Below are 15,489 nucleotides of genomic sequence, written 5' to 3' on the forward strand. Positions count from 1 at the left end.
GCCAAGGGCGGATCGATGATCCGCCCTTGGCGTTAGGCTGCAGTTTTACCAGCAGAGAAACTCAGCGATTGATCAGCTCAAGTACCGCATCAGTGATCTGCCTGGTGGTGGCTTTACCACCGAGATCAGGTGTATGCAGACCGCTTTCAGTCACCGCTTCGATGGCCGACATCAAGCGGTTGGCGGCGTCCACTTCACCTAGATGCTCAAGCATCATCGCTGCCGTCCAGAACGTTGCAATCGGGTTGGCCACGCCTTTGCCAGTGATGTCGAAGGCAGAACCATGGATCGGTTCGAACATTGATGGAAACTTGCGTGAAGGATTAAGGTTAGCCGTCGGAGCGATGCCCAGGCTACCGGACAATGCCGCGGCCAGATCGGACAGAATGTCGGCGTGCAGATTGGTCGCCACAATGACATCCAAGGTCGATGGTTTGAGAACCATGCGAGTAGTCACGGCATCGACCAGTTCTTTGTCGATTTTTACGTCCGGAAAATCTTTGGCAACTTCGTAGAAAATCTCGTCCCACAACACCATGCCGTGACGCTGGGCATTCGACTTGGTGACCATGGTCAGGTGCTTACGGGGACGGCTCTGCGCCAGCTGGAAGGCAAAGCGATGGATGCGTTCAACGCCGGCCCGCGTGAAGACGGATACTTCAGTTGCCACTTCTTCTGGCAAACCACGGTGGACACGACCGCCATTGCCGGAGTACTCGCCTTCAGAGTTTTCCCTGACCACTACCCAATCGATTTGGTCGCCGTTGATCAGCGGGCTTTTTACCCCTGGCAACACACGGGCTGGACGCACGTTGGCGTACTGGTCAAAGCCTTGGCAAATCGGCAGGCGCAGGCCCCAGAGAGAAATGTGGTCCGGCACATTAAGCGCACCGACAGCGCCAAAGAAGATGGCGTCGAAGGTTTTCAATTCCTCAAGGCCATGCTCAGGAATGTAGTAACCGTTTTTCAGGTAGTTATCCGAGTTCCAATCGAAGTGTTTGAAATGCAAATCGAAACCGGATTTTTTCGACAGTGCCTCGAGCACCTCGACGCCCGCTGCAATGACTTCAACACCAATGCCATCACCGGGAACTGCAGCAATCTTGTACGCGCTCATTTTCATCTCCGCTCTTATTTTGGCTCTTGCAGCCCGCCACACCGGAATGGCAAGACGGGGTCGTGAGCAAATTATATGGAGCGCAAAAAGAAGCAGAGTCGACTCAAAATCACTACATACATAACCTTGAGTTACTAATCAACATGTGGACGTGGTACTGGTAGGTGCAAGTGATGCTACTTCCCAATGCGGGAAGTGCCTTTGAATAGCCTGTCGAAACGCCCAAAGCGATACGCCCAGTCCGGCCCCTGGTCCGTTTCGTAGGCCAACACACCAGAAAGCATTCCGAAGGGCTCGATGTAACGGGCAATTTTCAGAGCCCCTGCGTCCACAGGATCGAATCCCACCTGACTGATGAGGCCAGCAGCCTGGGCTTTGCTGGCTGCGTCATCGCCACAGAAGATTAAACTGGGGCGCAGCGCCTCGCCTCTAGCCGCGAACACATCGAACAATAGCTCGCTGGGCGTCGACTGGAAGGCCGCGACAACATGAGCGCCTGGAATCATCTGTGCCAGCGTTTCCGCACCGGACATCGTGTGGCCGATGACGAGCTCAGTGTCCTCTGCGTTTAAAGGGTTGCAACAGGTCATGACTATCTTCCCGTTCAGGTCCCCAACCTGGCCAAGCACGTCAGGCACCTGAAGCCAATGCACGGCCAGCAGGACCAAATCAGCGTCACGCGCAGCCTCTGCCGGCGTGCTCGCTCGTGCGTTCTTGCCAGTCGACGCGGCTAAATCGATAATTTTCTGCTGACTACGCGAGTAACTGAAGCTGACCTCATGGCCAACCTTAGCGAACACCGTGCCCAGATGACTGCCCATTCGGCCGGAGCCAAGAATTCCGATTTTCATGATAGGTCTCCTGTGAATTCGGCCCCATTAGAAACCCGGATGGCAACAAGAGGAAGGCTCGGCAGCGAATGAAGGTATGATCAGTATTGATCAATACCGCACCACAGTTGTTATGACACTGTTGGACTTCAAACCTTTGATCAAATGCTTTAGCTGATACAGTACCCGCTTCCATGCAGAGAATTGATGAATGGCAAAGGAACACTACAGCGACCTTCTGGCGCTTATTGCCGTCGCTCGGGAGCAGAGTTTCACGCGGGCGGCCTCCCAACTGGGAATCTCTCAATCGATGCTCAGTCATAGCATCCAGAGATTGGAAGCTCGGGTCGGCGTTCGCCTTCTCACGCGAACGACCCGCAGCGTATCCGTCACCGAGGCTGGGGAACGCCTGCTTCAGTCTGTAGAACCCCGACTGAGGGAAATCAAGGCCGAACTGATTGCTGTGACCGAGCTCGGCGACACCCCCGCCGGTAATATTCGCATCACGGCGACCGACCATGTCATCGATACTGTGCTCTGGCCGAAGTTGGCCCGAGTCCTGCCGAAGTACCCGCAAATCAGTGTAGAAGTGTCAATCGACTATGGATTGACGGACATTGTGGCCGACCACTTCGACTTTGGCGTTCGTCTCGGGGACGGACTGGCGAACGGGATCGAAGCCGTTCGTATCGCACCCGACATGCGCTTTGTCATGGTGGGCGCACCGTCCTACATGGAAACCCGTGACGTACCGGTCAAACCTCAGGATCTCCAAGGGCATGAGTGCATAAATATGCGCCTGCCTACGCGTGGTGGCCTGTACGCGTGGGAGCTGGAAAAGGACGGCCAGGAAGTTAATACGAGAGTCAGAGGCAAACTCATATTCAACGGCATCAATCAGATTCTGAATGCCGCCGTATCGGGTTTTGGGCTGGCCTACGTTCCGCAGGATATCGCCCAACCCCATATCGATGCAGGCAATTTAATCCCTGTCATGGAAACCTGGTGGAGAACATTCCCGGGGCTGCATCTGTACTACTCCAGCGAACGCGAAAAGTCCCGGGCGATGCAGGTCCTGATCGATGAACTACGGTATCCAGGTTAACCGTCAGTGCACTGAGCTTCTTTTTCGCAGCTGCATTATTCGCCAGCATTCATAGGTGCTTTCGGATTTCTGATCATTACAGATCATCCTTAGCACCCTATCATTCCACCTCAAGCAAGTCGCGATGAGACCGTTACCCATCGCCCGCCGGGTCAGTCCCTGGTGTTTTTATTCCTTGCATCCATTTTCCATTTGCGCAGTGCCCCAATTGTCTGGGGCATTGTGTATTGGCTATTTCATGGGAACAACGATGACTACCTCAACTTTCACTTCGGCCCAGGTTGACAGCCGGATCTGGAGCGCCGTGGGGTCTTTGACACTCTGCGTCGCTCTGTTGATCGCGGCAGAGTTCATGCCGGTGAGTCTTCTGACTCCAATCGCTAACGACCTTCATACCTCTCAAGGGATGGCTGGACAGGCGATTTCCATTTCCGGTTTCTTTGCGGTGGTGGCAAGCCTTTGCATCGCCTCTATCGCAGGACGCTTCGATCGACGTCATGTCCTGATTTCAATGACCCTACTGATGCTCGTTTCGCTGGTGGTCATCGCTCTGGCGCCGGGCTTCACCTGGTTGATGATTGCCCGAGCCTTCCTGGGGGTCGCCATCGGCGGTTTCTGGGCTTTATCCACTGCCACTGTCCTACGGATAGTCCCGGAGGATGCGGTACCTAAAGCCTTGGGCATGATTTACATGGGACATTCAGTGGCCGCTGCATTTGCCGCGCCGATTGGGGCTTACGTGGGAGGCCATTTGGGGTGGCGCTTCGTGTTCGCTGCGCTGGTGCCGATTGTCATCATTAACGTGATCTGGCAATACAAAAGCTTGCCCGAGATGCAGTCAGAAAAAACCATTCCCCTTTCCAGGCTGTTCGGGGTACTGAAACGCCGGAATGTAATGTTCGGTTTGCTGGCCGCCATGCTGACGTTCGGTGGTACGTTTACCGCATTCACCTACTTGCGGCCCTTTCTCGAGCAAATCACTGGCGTCGACTCGACCCAACTGTCGGTTTTACTCTTAAGCCTGGGTATCGCCGGTTTCGGAGGTACATACCTCGTCAGTCGACTGCTGGAAAAACAGTTCCTCTTCCAATTGTTACGCTGGTTGCCAGTGGCCCTGGCTTTCATGACGGTGGCTCTGGCCGAGCTGGGATATATTTTCGCGGCCGCCGCCATCATGATGTTTGGCTGGGGGATGTTGTACTCGGCCATCCCGGTATGCTGGTCGACCTGGCTGGCCAAAGAGGTGAGCGATGAGCCAGAAACCGGCGGCGGGCTGATGGTTGCAGCTATTCAGATGGCGATCATGGTCGGTGGCGCTTTCGGTGGGAGCTTACTGGATCATGTATCGGTGGCAGCTCCTCTAATCGGCGGTAGCGTACTGCTCATCCTGGCAGCACTGGTGGTTGGAAATGGTGAGCGGCTTACCCAGTCCACGCCTGCTTGATGGCCCCTCTCGACCCAAGCGGCTACCGTGCATCCGCTACCCCAATAAAGAGGTTCCATCACCTTTAAGCACACTCAGCAGCATTTGCGCGGCCGGCGACAAATAGGCGCCCGTGCGAACGAATACGACGATAGTGCGTTTCATCGTGGTCTCCTTAAGCCTCACCTCACGAAGGTGCGTCACTCCCTTGACGTCTTCGAGGGTCTCCCTGGCCAGAAAGCTCAACAGGTTGGTTTCACCAATCAGGCGTGGCAACAAAGAGATCGAGGTGGTTTCGATCTGTACCTGGGGTAAAGGTAGATCTCTGGACTGGAACACATTGTCTATCCAGCGCCGGGCTGGCACGGTGGAGGCCGGCAGCACCCATTGGTACTGGCACAAATCGCGTAACTCATAACTGGCGCTGAACAATGGATGATGACGGCTGGCGACCACCACCGCCTCGTCGTCAAACAAGGCATGAAACTCCAATAGCGGATCCGCTTCGTATTGCGGGCAAATCACCATGTCCAGTCGTCCGGAAAAAAGTGATTCGCGTAGTAAATCGTCTTGGCCGATCACCAGGTTCAAGGTGATCTGCGGCGCACGCGAAAGCAGTGTCGCGGTCAGGTGCGGAAGCAGGTGATCAGCCATGGAGGCGGCGCAGCCCAGGCGGATATTGCCCATCACACCGTTGGCAAAATCACGTATCTCTCGCTGGGTTTCGGCAACGCTTTGCTGCAGCTGCTTGCCACGCACCTTCAGCAGCTCACCCACTGGCGTGAGCTTGATCCGCCGGCCGTCGCGCTCGAACAGCCGGGTCCCCAGAGACTCCTCAAGCCGCTGGATGCTTTTAGTCAGCGCAGGCTGGCTGCGGTTGAGCTTTTGCGCAGCCCGGCCCAGATGGCCCAACTCGGCAATGGTTTCAAAATAGGCAAGATCACGCAGGTCCATATCCATCAACCAAAGTTATCAATCAATCGATATTAGAAAATAGACTTTATCAAATCAGGTATCAATAATTTCAGCACATCGATACCGATGCCACGCCCTCGAGCGACCAGCATTTGGAGTACGACTCTTGTCTTCTTCTGCCAGATTTTCCCTACACGTCTACCCCGTGCCGCTCCAATGGTTGGCGCTTGCGCTATTGGCCGGAGCGGGCGGTCAGTTGCTGAAGTTTCTAGAGGTCCCCGCCGGCCAATTCCTGGGGCCTATGCTGGTTGCCATCGTATTCGGTGTATGCGGGGCGAGCATTCGACTGCACCGATACGCCTTTAAGCTTGGCCAAGGCTGCATAGGCATTCTTGTCGCTCATTCGATGACACTGGCGGTACTCGTTTCAATAGCACAGTCCTGGCCGATGATGCTGTTTGCTACCGTGGTGACGGTCAGCCTTAGCGCGCTGGTGGGGCTTGCATTGGTGTGGATGGGTATCCCAGCCAGCACCGCAGCTTGGGGTACATCTCCAGGCGCGGCCTCCGCGATAGTCTCGATGGCTGATGAAAATGGCGCCGATTCCCGAGTGGTCGCCACCATGCAATATGTACGGGTGGTGTGCGTGGTGATGATCGGTGCGCTGGTGAGCAACTTGCTGGAGGCGCGGGTCGGAGGAAGCGAGGTTCATGCTACAGACGTCGCGATACAAAGCTTCGGCTTACTGAATCTAGGACTTACAATCGTCACCCTGCTGGTCGGTATGGCCTTGGGAAATCGATTGCCGGCCGGTGCGCTGCTGATGCCTTTAATGTTGGGCGGTGCCTTACAGATCAGTGGCCTGTTGCATATCACCCTGCCCAATTGGTTACTCGCTACCGCCTACAGCACAATTGGTTGCTACGTTGGCCTGCGCTTTGATCGACCGACCGTCAAATACGTCTGGCGCCGCTTGCCGGTGATGATACTGGGGGCGGTGATGATGATCGCGCTGTGCGCATTGTCTGCTTGGCTGTTGGCGGCGGTGTTGGACAAGGACTTCCTCTCGATTTACCTGGCCACCAGCCCAGGAGGGCTCGATACCATGGCGATCATCGCTGTGGACACGCATTCCGATGTGGGACTGGTGTTGGCCATGCAGACCCTAAGGCTGTTTGCGGTCATCCTGACGGGAGCTTTTGTGGCGCGGTTGATTATTCGCTTGGCCAGTCACCGTCAAACAACTTTATAGGCTTGAACTCCACCGCAAAAACCTCCAGCGCAGACGCCACGTATCCGTTGCTCTCCTCTCCCGTCTCCCTCAATAGACGGCGGCCTTGAGGCCGCCGCTCATCTATCGCTCTTCGAAATCCATCGAAGCTCCATTTTGCTATGCACCAAGCATTGCCCTTCAGGCCTGCGGCTCCCAGGCCTGACAAGTCGTGCCCATCGAATAAACATCCATGCGTGAGACACGCCGCGCCTGGTCTGGCTTGGCCTGGCCCGAAAAACAACCATCAAAATCGTCAAACAAATCCCACAATTAGATTTTTTACAAAAAAATAAATGCACCTCTCTTGGCTTACAGCCTCAGGATTATAAATTTTTATTTTGAATTTATTGATATTTTTCAGATAGTTAAATAACTAACTTGTCTTAATGGTCAGAATTAATCACGACCAGCCCTTTGAAAACATAAAATCAACAAAAAACAGGTTGTTGACTAAAAATCCCACCATGTGCATATTTGCCACAACATGACTAAGCGGATTGGCAGGTGACAGCCATCATGCCGAGCAAAGCGAGCAATGCTGCTTGGGCACATGCCCTCAGCCACCTGATCCGCTCCACTCTTGACCAACCATCAAGGATTCATGAGCGCGAATCCAGCTGAACTCGGGCTGTCAGGCTCTGATCCAGAAATTTTCAATTACGCGATAGCCAGCACCGCGTGAAAGTTCATATTTATTTATAACGAAGTCACGATGAATCATCTCCATAACAATCAGAACAGGTGAGTTGCTCCATGGCCAATGTAAATATGTGCGCGCTTTCTGCTGCCTTATGTGAGCTGTTGCGCCCTGCCTCGCCAGAGCAAGCCCCCTTAGAGTCTCCCTCCTGCCCTCCGAAGCCTGCTTAGTTAAGCGCTTCGCCCTCAAAGATATTCAACTGAACAACATTAGAGGTTGCCATAGCCGATAAACCCTAGACGCGTCGTACTTACCCAATGCCATTGCACAACACCCTTAGGCCGTTACTCAGTGTTCGGTCGATAGCGGGCTGCGCTCAATTATCTGACCAACAAAAACAAAAGCAGAGATCAAGATGATTACTCACTCGAACCGCACTACCCGGAACAAAATATCACTGGCACTGCTGCTGCTTTGCGGAGCAACCAGCAGTCAGGCGCAAGAAGCCTTTAATCCCGAGTCGCCCTGGATGCTGGGAGACTGGGGCGGCCTACGCACAGAACTACTGGAAAAAGGTTATACCTTTAACGTGCTCTACACGGGCGACGCCGCGACGAATCTTGCCGGGGGCTATGATTCGCACACCACGGCACGTTATACCGATCAACTGGCGTTGATGAGTAACCTAGATCTTCAGAAAATTCTTGGCTGGCAAGGTGCAGATTTCCAACTCGCAATTACGGATAGGAACGGGCGCAACCTCACGAATGACGCAATCGTAGACCCGCGTGTGGGTGGAATCAGCCAGGTTCAAGAAGTGTACGGCCGAGGCCAGACCTGGCGCCTTACGCAACTTTGGTACCGTCAAAAGTTCTTTGAGGGTGGGCTGGATATCAAGCTGGGCCGTATGGGGTTTGGTGAGGACTTCGGAAGCTTTCCCTGCAAATTCCAAAACCTCGCGTTCTGCGGGGCGCAGGCCGGAAACTGGGCCGGCGATATCATTTATAACTGGCCAATCACTCAGTGGGCAGGCCGCGTAAAGGTTGCATTGACCGACAATACATATGCGCAAATTGGCGCATATGAGCAGAACCCCTCCTATCTGGAAATTGGTAACGGCTTCAAACTCAGCGGCAGCGGCAATAAAGGAACCTTGGTGCCCATCGAGTTGGTCCATACCACGGCGCTGGGGGCCGCAGGTCTGCCAGGGGAATATCGCCTGGGTGCGTATTACAGCAGCCGTAACGCAAACGATGTAAACACTGAAGAAAATGGTGTAGCCAAATCCCGAGACAGCAAACATGGCGCATGGATTGCTGCGCAACAGCAAGTCTGGAAAGACCCGGACTTCGCAGCTCGTGGGCTGTCGGTATTTGCCTATGCCACTGTACATGACAAGGCCACCAGCATGATTGATCATCATGTGCAGGCAGGCGTTTACTACACGGCGCCGTTCAAATCCCGGCCGAATGACGAGATCGGCATCGGCATCTCCAATATCCACGTCAATGAACGATTTAAAAATCATCAGCAACAGCTGAACGACTTGGCGGGCGTCAACGATTATGACGACCCTCGTTTCACGCCAACGCAAGGTTCGGAAACCAACATGGAAATTTATTACGGGTTTGGCGTGACCAAATGGCTGACCGTGCGCCCCAACCTCCAGTTTGTTGGCAACCCTGGCGGTGTCAGTGAAGTCAAGGATGCGTGGGTCGCAGGTTTGAAGTTTGAGACCAGCCTGTAATCCAAACCCGCGAACAAATGAAAGAGTTAACCAGCGCAACGCGCTGGCTTAACTCTCAGCCAACCAACCTACGATATAGCCAGGCGTTTTCAACAGGCCTGTCAGACATACAATTAATAAGCCTTGTGATGAGATGAGGAAGATAGAAGTGGATAAAGAATTAGCCGTTGAATCGTTGACCGACGTCATGGCCAAGTTTACTGCCTATATTGGTAAGCGCTTGCCGACCGACGTGAAAAAGAAGACCGCCCAACTGCGCGCGGCGGAAACCAATCCGCTGGCCATCGCCGTCTACGACTCGATGGCGGAGAACCAGGACTATGCCGACAAGCTCGACCGACCGAGCTGCCAGGACACCGGCGTCATTCAGTATTTCATCGCAGCAGGTGCAAAATTCCCGCTGCTGGGGGAGCTTGAAAACATCCTGGAAAATGCAACCCTGGAAGCAACCATCAAAGGCCCGCTACGTCATAACGCCGTAGAGACTTTTGTCGAAAAGAACACAGGGACCAATACGGGTTCCAAAATTCCGTGGCTTGACTGGGAAATTATTCCGGACGCCGATTACGCAATGATTGATGTCTACATGGCAGGCGGCGGTTGCACACTACCGGGCTCCGCCAAGGTATTGATGCCAGGCCAAGGCTACGAAGGCGTAACGGAATTCGTTTTCGACGTCATTACCTCTCGCGGTGTGAACGCTTGCCCGCCCCTGCTGGTTGGCGTCGGCGTCTCCACCTCAGTGGAAACTGCTGCTCGTTTATCCAAGCGGGCGATCCTCCGGCCGGTGGACTCCAGCCACCCCAACGAAAATGCCGCTTTGATGGAAAGGCTTCTTGAAGAGGGCCTTAATGAGGTCGGCATTGGCCCACAGGGCCTGACCGGTAATAGCAGCGTGATGGGTGTGAACATCGAGTCTTCAGCCCGGCACCCATCAACCATCGGCGTGGCGGTATCCACCGGCTGCTGGGCACACCGCCGCGGCAAAATTCGTATCAATGCCGACCTGTCCTACGACATCCTCTCCCATGAAGGAGTAGTACTGTGATTAAAGTTCTCAACACTCCTATCAAGGATGAAGATCTCGTAGAGCTTAATGTCGGCGACGTGGTTTACCTGACTGGTCAATTGGTCACCTGCCGCGACGTGGCTCACCGTCGCCTCATCGAGCTTAAGCGTGAGCTGCCCGTTGACTTGCGCGGTGGTGCAATCTTCCATGCTGGCCCCATCGTGCGCAAAAAGGACGATGGCAGTTTCGAGATGGTGTCCATCGGGCCGACTACCAGCATGCGAATGGAAAAATTCGAGAAGCAATTCATCGAGGAAACCGGCGTCAAGATGATTATTGGCAAAGGTGGCATGGGCCCCGAAACCACCGCAGGTTGCCTGGAGAACAAGGCAGTACATGCGGTTTTCCCCGGCGGTTGCGCGGTGCTTGCGGCCACCAAGGTCGAGGAAATCGAGCGGGCTGAGTGGCAGGACCTCGGCATGCCAGAAACCCTTTGGGTTAACCGGGTCCGTGAGTTCGGCCCGCTGATCATCTCCATCGACACCAAAGGCAATAACCTTTTCGAGCAGAACAAAGCACGCTTTAACGAACGCAAAGGTGCAATCATCGAGAAAATCAATAGCCAGGTGCGCTTCATCAAGTGACCTGGTGGAGCGGCCGCGACTTAACGCCGTCGCGGCCGTTCTTTCATGAAAAGGCACTTGGGGGTCAAGAATGAACAATGCTCAGGACTTGGCTTTTTTTCACCTGTTAGCCAAACAGGGCAGCCTTGTCGCGACTGCCCGAGAGTTGGGCGTTACCCCACCGGCGATCAGCAAAAGGCTTTCGACGCTGGAGAAAAGGCTGGGGGTGCGGCTGGTCAATCGCACCACCCGCTCGATGAGCCTCACCGCAGAAGGTGAGCTGTATTACACCCACATCGCCCGCATCCTGACGCAGATCGACGAGGTAGAACAACTTGTCAGCAGCCGTCGCGCTACGCCCAAGGGGCTGATACGGGTGAATGCATCGCTTGGGTTCGGCCGCCGCCATATCGGACCCGCCTTGGCCGCTTTCTATGCTCTCTACCCAGAAGTGGAAATTCAGCTAGAGATCAGCGACCATCCTTTGGACCTGGCCACCCACGGCTTTGATTTGGGCATTCGCTTCGGCACATTGCCAGACGCTGCCTTCCATGCACGTAAAATCGCGTCCAACCGCCGCCTGCTTTGCGCCTCCCCGATCTATCTCGAAAAGTACGGAACGCCGCAAAAACTGACGGACCTGCAACACCACAACTGCATCTTTATTCGTCAGAATGAATCGCCCTATGGCGTGTGGAGATTCGCTAACGGCGACCGCACGGAAAACATCAAGGTACACGGTGCCCTATGCTGCAATGACGGCGAGGTTGCCCTGAACTGGGCCTTGGAAGGCTATGGGTTATTGCTCCGAGCCGAATGGGATATCGCTCGTTACGTGCGTAGCGGACGACTGCGCCTCGTACTGGAAAACCATATGCCCACCCATGCTGACGTCTACGCAGTATATCCGCAGCAACTGCATCTCTCGGCACGAGTCCGGCACCTGATCGACTTTCTGATTGAACGCTTCAAACAGATCGACCACATCGAAGATCGGGAATAGCCCTACTGCCCTCACCACGATCATCTCAGCACATTGCGCGGCCTCCGCTGTAAGCTCTGCGAACAATGCACCGGAATGTTATTGTTCCTGCGCCTCCACAAAGATTATCGAAGCCATGCAAGACGACATCCTTAAACAGTCCTTTGGCGGACTAATGGCCTTGATCGCCGTCGCCCGGGAAAAAAGTTTTACTCGAGCGGCAGCGCATCTCGGTTTATCTCAGTCTGCGGTTAGCCATGCTGTTAGCTCGCTCGAGCGAAATCTAGGCACGCGCTTGCTTGCACGCAACTCACGCTCTGTCTCGCCCACGGAAGCCGGTAAAAGGCTACTGGCAACTATTGGTCCCCGATTTGAAGAGATCGACGCTGAATTACTGGCGCTTTCAGAATTGGGGGAAAGCCCCACCGGGACGATTCGAATAACGGCATCGGACCATCCTATCCGATCGGTCATATTCCCAAAGCTGAAAAAATTCCTACCGAAATACCCGGGTATCAAGGTTGAGCTATTCGCTGACAATGGACTCATCGACATCGCGGCGGATCGTTTCGATGCTGGCGTTCGATTGGGTGAGTCGGTGGCCCAAGATATGATTGCCGTGCGTATCGGTCCTGACATGCGATTTACTGCCGTGGGCACCAGACGTTACTTCGCCAACCGCTCGGAACCTGAGAAGCCGGAGGACCTGATGCAGCAAAACTGCATCAATCTGCGGCTTCCCACCCATGGCGGGTTGTGGCCGTGGGAGTTTGAGAAAGACGGCCGACAGCTGAATGTACGGGTTGATGGACAGCTAATTTATAACAGTATTTATGATTGCCTCGACGCTGCGATCGCCGGCTTGGGTATCGCCTATGTGCCTGAAGACATCGCGGAGCCCTACGTTACGGCCGGGCACCTGATTCCGGTACTGAAAGACTGGTGCCCGCTATGGACAGGACTTCACCTGTATTACCCAAGCCGTCGGCAACCTTCAGGGGCTATGGCGTTATTGATCGCCGCCTTGCGACACGAGTCATAACAAATAAAAAAAAGGCCCTGCACAGCGTGCAGGGCCTGAAGGAGTCATGAAGACTCAAGGGATGAACGTCCTAGGAAGCGCAAGTCGAGCGATGCGCGCTACAACCTACGTTCAGACTTGAAGCCGCAACGTTCTGGAGAGCCCAGGAAGTTGCGGCTTCAAAGGTGGGTTAGTTCAGGTTGGCCCGGAAGAAAGAAGTCAGTTTGTCGAACGGAATGAGGTTCACCCGATCGTAGAGGTCCACATGTCCTGCGCCTGGCACGATGACCAGTTCCTTGGGCTGACCAGCCAGTTTGAAAGCTTCTTGGCTGAATTCCAGTGAGTGCGCTTCAGAGCCAGCGATGAACAGCATTGGGCGAGGCGAAATCGATGCAATGTCGTTGAAGGGGTAGAAGTTCATGAACTTCACGTTGCTGGTCAGCGTTGGATGCGTCGTCAAATCAGGCGAAGACCCGGCCGGGGTGAACTCACCGCGTGGCGTGCGATAGAAATCGTAGAACTCACGCTGGATCGGATGGGTGTTAGCGTCTAGCTTGTGTACCGTCCCGCTGGTGTACTTGGTCTCACCACCGGTGAACTCTGCATAACGCTGCTCAGCCGCTTCTGCAATGATCTGCTTGCGTTGTTCAAGGGTCTGCGAGTGCTTGAGGGCGTCGCGGTTGGCCGCGCCCATGTCATACATGCTGACGGTCGCAATCGCCCTCATCCGCGGGTCGATCTTTGCTGCACTGATGACGAAGCTGCCGCTGCCACAGATCCCAAGGACGCCGATACGGTTACGATCAATGAACGATTGGGTGCCCAGATAATCGACCGCCGCGCTGAACGCTTCGGAGTAAATATCCGGTGCCACGGCGTTGCGTGGCTGGCCCTCGCTTTCCCCCCAGAACGACTGATCTATCGCCAGGGTCACAAAGCCTTGTTCAGCGAGCTTCTGAGCGTAAAGGTTTGAGCTTTGCTCTTTGACCGCCCCCATAGGATGGCCAATAATAATCGCAGGATTTTTGTTAGCCTTATTTAAATTCTTCGGAACAAACAAATTCCCGACGACTTTCATCTTGTACTGATTATTGAAGGAGACCTTCTGCTCAGTCACCCTATCACTCTTGTAAAAGTTGTCCGCGCCGTTGGACATATCGGCGCCTATTGCGGTGAACGAACTGACCAGCAAGGCCAGCGATAAAAATAACTTCTTCATAGTTTTGGTCCTTAATCATGAAACCAGCAGGGAGACATCCATAACGACTGATACTTCGCCTTTTCTATTCAGCGGCCGCTCATGGCATCGACCACGCCCACAAAGGATCATTTCGTGGATGTAAATGTAATTGACGCATCCTCGGAAAACACAACATGAAACTGAATGCACCTATGCATAAAACAGATCAATATGCGCTGAGGTATCGGTGGAATGGGGGCTCAAGGGCAGATCATTCTCCTGGTTGCCCCCCAAGGAATCGCCACAGAATGCGGGAGGTATCACCGGCTCACATAGTCCGCCACGTGAACGAGGCCTAAATCAGAGCACCAGCCCCAAGCATCAATGTAACAGAATAATGCAAATATTCAGGCCGAAGACTAAACCATTAACTGGTGCTTCTGTGGCCGCACTACTAGGGGAGCCTCATGATCGGTGGGCCGCGGCGCGGCGCTGACGAAAGAAGCTGTCGTTCGCCACTGCCGTGCCTCTTCGCTAATCATATCCGACGGACTATGAAGTACTGGAGAGTGCCGATATTCTGCGCCAGCGGTTATTTCCCCAATAAGCGGCCCAATGCAACGCTGCTTAACTCAAAAGGATTGGAGCGTTTGATATGTGGACTAACCGAGTCGATCGCCAGATAGTGTTTTCATGGAGTCATAAAGATGCAGCTCAGCCGCGCGAACCTGGCGGATATCGTCTATTTCCTTGCCATAGCTCGCCATCAAAGCTTTAGCCGGGCGGGACTTGAAGTTGGCATAAGCGCATCGGCCCTTAGCCATGCCATGAAGGGTCTGGAGTCGAGGCTGGGTGTTCGATTGTTGAATCGGACCACGCGTAGCGTGACCTTGACTTCCGCCGGTGAAGAGCTGCAAGGGCTGATTAGCACCCCGGTAAATGATATCGGTCAAGCGCTGGAGGCGCTAAATCGCCTGCGCGACGAGCCTGCCGGGCGTATCCGTCTGAACGTTTTGAGCGACGGAGCGAAGTTACTGTTGGGGCCAGTTCTGCCAGTTTTTATCGAGCGCTACCCCGATATCGAGATTGACTTGACCGTGACAAATAAAATGGTCGACATCATCGGTGATGGCCACGACGCCGGAATCCGTTTTGGCGGCACCGTTCCAGAGGACATGATTGCACAGCGCCTCTCGCCGGATATCGCCTGGGCAGTGGTGGGCGCTGCGCAATACTTCCAAAGTTTTGGAATCCCGAAACATCCGGACGATTTGAAACGGCACCGCTGCCTGCGTATCCGCTTGGGCAACGCGCGCATCTACCACTGGCAGTTCACAAAAAATGGGCAGCAATTGGAGATTGATGTTCCCGGCGCCATCACACTCGACGAAACCCGTATCGGCCTCGCGTTAGTGAACCGTGGAGCGGGTTTGATGTACGTTCCCGCCGCTGTCGTCGCGTCGCAAATTGCAGACGGATCGTTGCGGCGAGTGCTCGAGGACTGGACTCATGTCGACCCTGGGTTTCACATCTATTATTCGAGTTCTCGACAACTGCCTGTGGGGCTGAGATTGCTCATCGACCTGATTCGCGAACTTGACCCCATGGGCGCTATACCCTGAAAGAC

At 54.4% G+C, this 15,489-nt stretch carries 13 protein-coding genes; 9 read left to right on the plus strand and 4 right to left on the minus strand.

What is annotated here, in order from left to right; translation table 11 throughout:
• Nucleotides 1–61 precede the first annotated feature (61 nt).
• Both ACN1C3_RS09735 and ACN1C3_RS09740 read right to left on the minus strand, forming a co-directional pair.
• A complete protein-coding gene (locus tag ACN1C3_RS09735; protein WP_419115607.1) occupies nt 62–1,117 on the minus strand; it encodes a tartrate dehydrogenase in 1,056 nt (351 codons plus the stop codon).
• Between the two features lie 176 nt (nt 1,118–1,293).
• The gene (locus ACN1C3_RS09740) at nt 1,294–1,968 is read right to left on the minus strand and encodes an NADPH-dependent F420 reductase (RefSeq protein WP_419115608.1); all 675 of its coding nucleotides are present in this window, start codon (nt 1,966–1,968) and stop codon (nt 1,294–1,296) included.
• 190 nt (nt 1,969–2,158) lie between these two features.
• Between ACN1C3_RS09740 and ACN1C3_RS09745 the strand changes: the two genes are divergently transcribed.
• Entirely contained in the window at nt 2,159–3,052 is an 894-nt protein-coding gene (locus ACN1C3_RS09745) for a LysR family transcriptional regulator (protein ID WP_419115609.1), read from the plus strand.
• A gap of 250 nt (nt 3,053–3,302) precedes the next feature.
• Entirely contained in the window at nt 3,303–4,496 is a 1,194-nt protein-coding gene (locus ACN1C3_RS09750) for an MFS transporter (protein ID WP_419115610.1), read from the plus strand.
• 36 nt (nt 4,497–4,532) lie between these two features.
• Here the strand turns inward: ACN1C3_RS09750 and ACN1C3_RS09755 are convergent, their stop codons facing one another.
• Entirely contained in the window at nt 4,533–5,429 is an 897-nt protein-coding gene (locus tag ACN1C3_RS09755; RefSeq protein ID WP_419115611.1) for a LysR family transcriptional regulator, read from the minus strand.
• Between the two features lie 127 nt (nt 5,430–5,556).
• Between ACN1C3_RS09755 and ACN1C3_RS09760 the strand changes: the two genes are divergently transcribed.
• The 6 genes from ACN1C3_RS09760 to ACN1C3_RS09785 all read left to right on the plus strand — a co-directional run bounded on the left by ACN1C3_RS09760 (nt 5,557) and on the right by ACN1C3_RS09785 (nt 12,703).
• The gene (locus ACN1C3_RS09760; RefSeq protein WP_419115612.1) at nt 5,557–6,642 is read left to right on the plus strand and encodes an AbrB family transcriptional regulator; all 1,086 of its coding nucleotides are present in this window, start codon (nt 5,557–5,559) and stop codon (nt 6,640–6,642) included.
• Nucleotides 6,643–7,715: 1,073 nt separating this feature from the next.
• Nucleotides 7,716–9,047 carry a carbohydrate porin gene (locus ACN1C3_RS09765; RefSeq protein WP_419115613.1) on the plus strand — a complete coding sequence of 444 codons (1,332 nt, stop codon included), beginning with the start codon at nt 7,716–7,718 and terminating at the stop codon, nt 9,045–9,047.
• Between the two features lie 148 nt (nt 9,048–9,195).
• Nucleotides 9,196–10,095: a L(+)-tartrate dehydratase subunit alpha gene (ttdA, locus tag ACN1C3_RS09770; protein ID WP_419115614.1), complete on the plus strand. Its 900-nt coding sequence runs from the start codon at nt 9,196–9,198 to the stop codon at nt 10,093–10,095.
• Nucleotides 10,092–10,700 carry a L(+)-tartrate dehydratase subunit beta gene (gene ttdB, locus ACN1C3_RS09775; protein ID WP_419115615.1) on the plus strand — a complete coding sequence of 203 codons (609 nt, stop codon included), beginning with the start codon at nt 10,092–10,094 and terminating at the stop codon, nt 10,698–10,700. The genes ttdA and ttdB overlap by 4 nt, the downstream gene beginning before the upstream one ends.
• Nucleotides 10,701–10,770: 70 nt before the next feature.
• The gene (locus ACN1C3_RS09780) at nt 10,771–11,682 is read left to right on the plus strand and encodes a LysR family transcriptional regulator (protein WP_419115616.1); all 912 of its coding nucleotides are present in this window, start codon (nt 10,771–10,773) and stop codon (nt 11,680–11,682) included.
• Between the two features lie 115 nt (nt 11,683–11,797).
• The gene (locus tag ACN1C3_RS09785) at nt 11,798–12,703 is read left to right on the plus strand and encodes a LysR family transcriptional regulator (protein WP_419115617.1); all 906 of its coding nucleotides are present in this window, start codon (nt 11,798–11,800) and stop codon (nt 12,701–12,703) included.
• A 169-nt stretch (nt 12,704–12,872) separates the two neighbouring features.
• On the opposite strand, the gene ACN1C3_RS09790 is transcribed toward ACN1C3_RS09785, so the two are convergent.
• Complete coding sequence (locus tag ACN1C3_RS09790; protein ID WP_419115618.1) at nt 12,873–13,901, minus strand: alpha/beta hydrolase; 1,029 nt, start codon at nt 13,899–13,901, stop codon at nt 12,873–12,875.
• Nucleotides 13,902–14,569: 668 nt separating this feature from the next.
• Between ACN1C3_RS09790 and ACN1C3_RS09795 the strand changes: the two genes are divergently transcribed.
• Nucleotides 14,570–15,484: a LysR family transcriptional regulator gene (locus ACN1C3_RS09795; RefSeq protein WP_419115619.1), complete on the plus strand. Its 915-nt coding sequence runs from the start codon at nt 14,570–14,572 to the stop codon at nt 15,482–15,484.
• Nucleotides 15,485–15,489 lie beyond the last annotated feature (5 nt).

This window comes from Pseudomonas sp. H11T01, from assembly GCF_048515765.1.
Classification (GTDB): domain Bacteria; phylum Pseudomonadota; class Gammaproteobacteria; order Pseudomonadales; family Pseudomonadaceae; genus Aquipseudomonas.

Coding starts and splice junctions, on each gene's coding strand:
- ACN1C3_RS09745 (WP_419115609.1), top strand. CDS start 2,159: ATGGCAAAGGAACACTACAGCGACCTTCTGGCGCTTATTGCCGTCGCT.
- ACN1C3_RS09795 (WP_419115619.1), top strand. CDS start 14,570: ATGCAGCTCAGCCGCGCGAACCTGGCGGATATCGTCTATTTCCTTGCC.
- ACN1C3_RS09765 (WP_419115613.1), top strand. CDS start 7,716: ATGATTACTCACTCGAACCGCACTACCCGGAACAAAATATCACTGGCA.
- ACN1C3_RS09750 (WP_419115610.1), top strand. CDS start 3,303: ATGACTACCTCAACTTTCACTTCGGCCCAGGTTGACAGCCGGATCTGG.
- ACN1C3_RS09780 (WP_419115616.1), top strand. CDS start 10,771: ATGAACAATGCTCAGGACTTGGCTTTTTTTCACCTGTTAGCCAAACAG.
- ACN1C3_RS09735 (WP_419115607.1), bottom strand. CDS start 1,117: ATGAGCGCGTACAAGATTGCTGCAGTTCCCGGTGATGGCATTGGTGTT.
- ACN1C3_RS09785 (WP_419115617.1), top strand. CDS start 11,798: ATGCAAGACGACATCCTTAAACAGTCCTTTGGCGGACTAATGGCCTTG.
- ACN1C3_RS09790 (WP_419115618.1), bottom strand. CDS start 13,901: ATGAAGAAGTTATTTTTATCGCTGGCCTTGCTGGTCAGTTCGTTCACC.
- ACN1C3_RS09755 (WP_419115611.1), bottom strand. CDS start 5,429: ATGGACCTGCGTGATCTTGCCTATTTTGAAACCATTGCCGAGTTGGGC.
- ACN1C3_RS09740 (WP_419115608.1), bottom strand. CDS start 1,968: ATGAAAATCGGAATTCTTGGCTCCGGCCGAATGGGCAGTCATCTGGGC.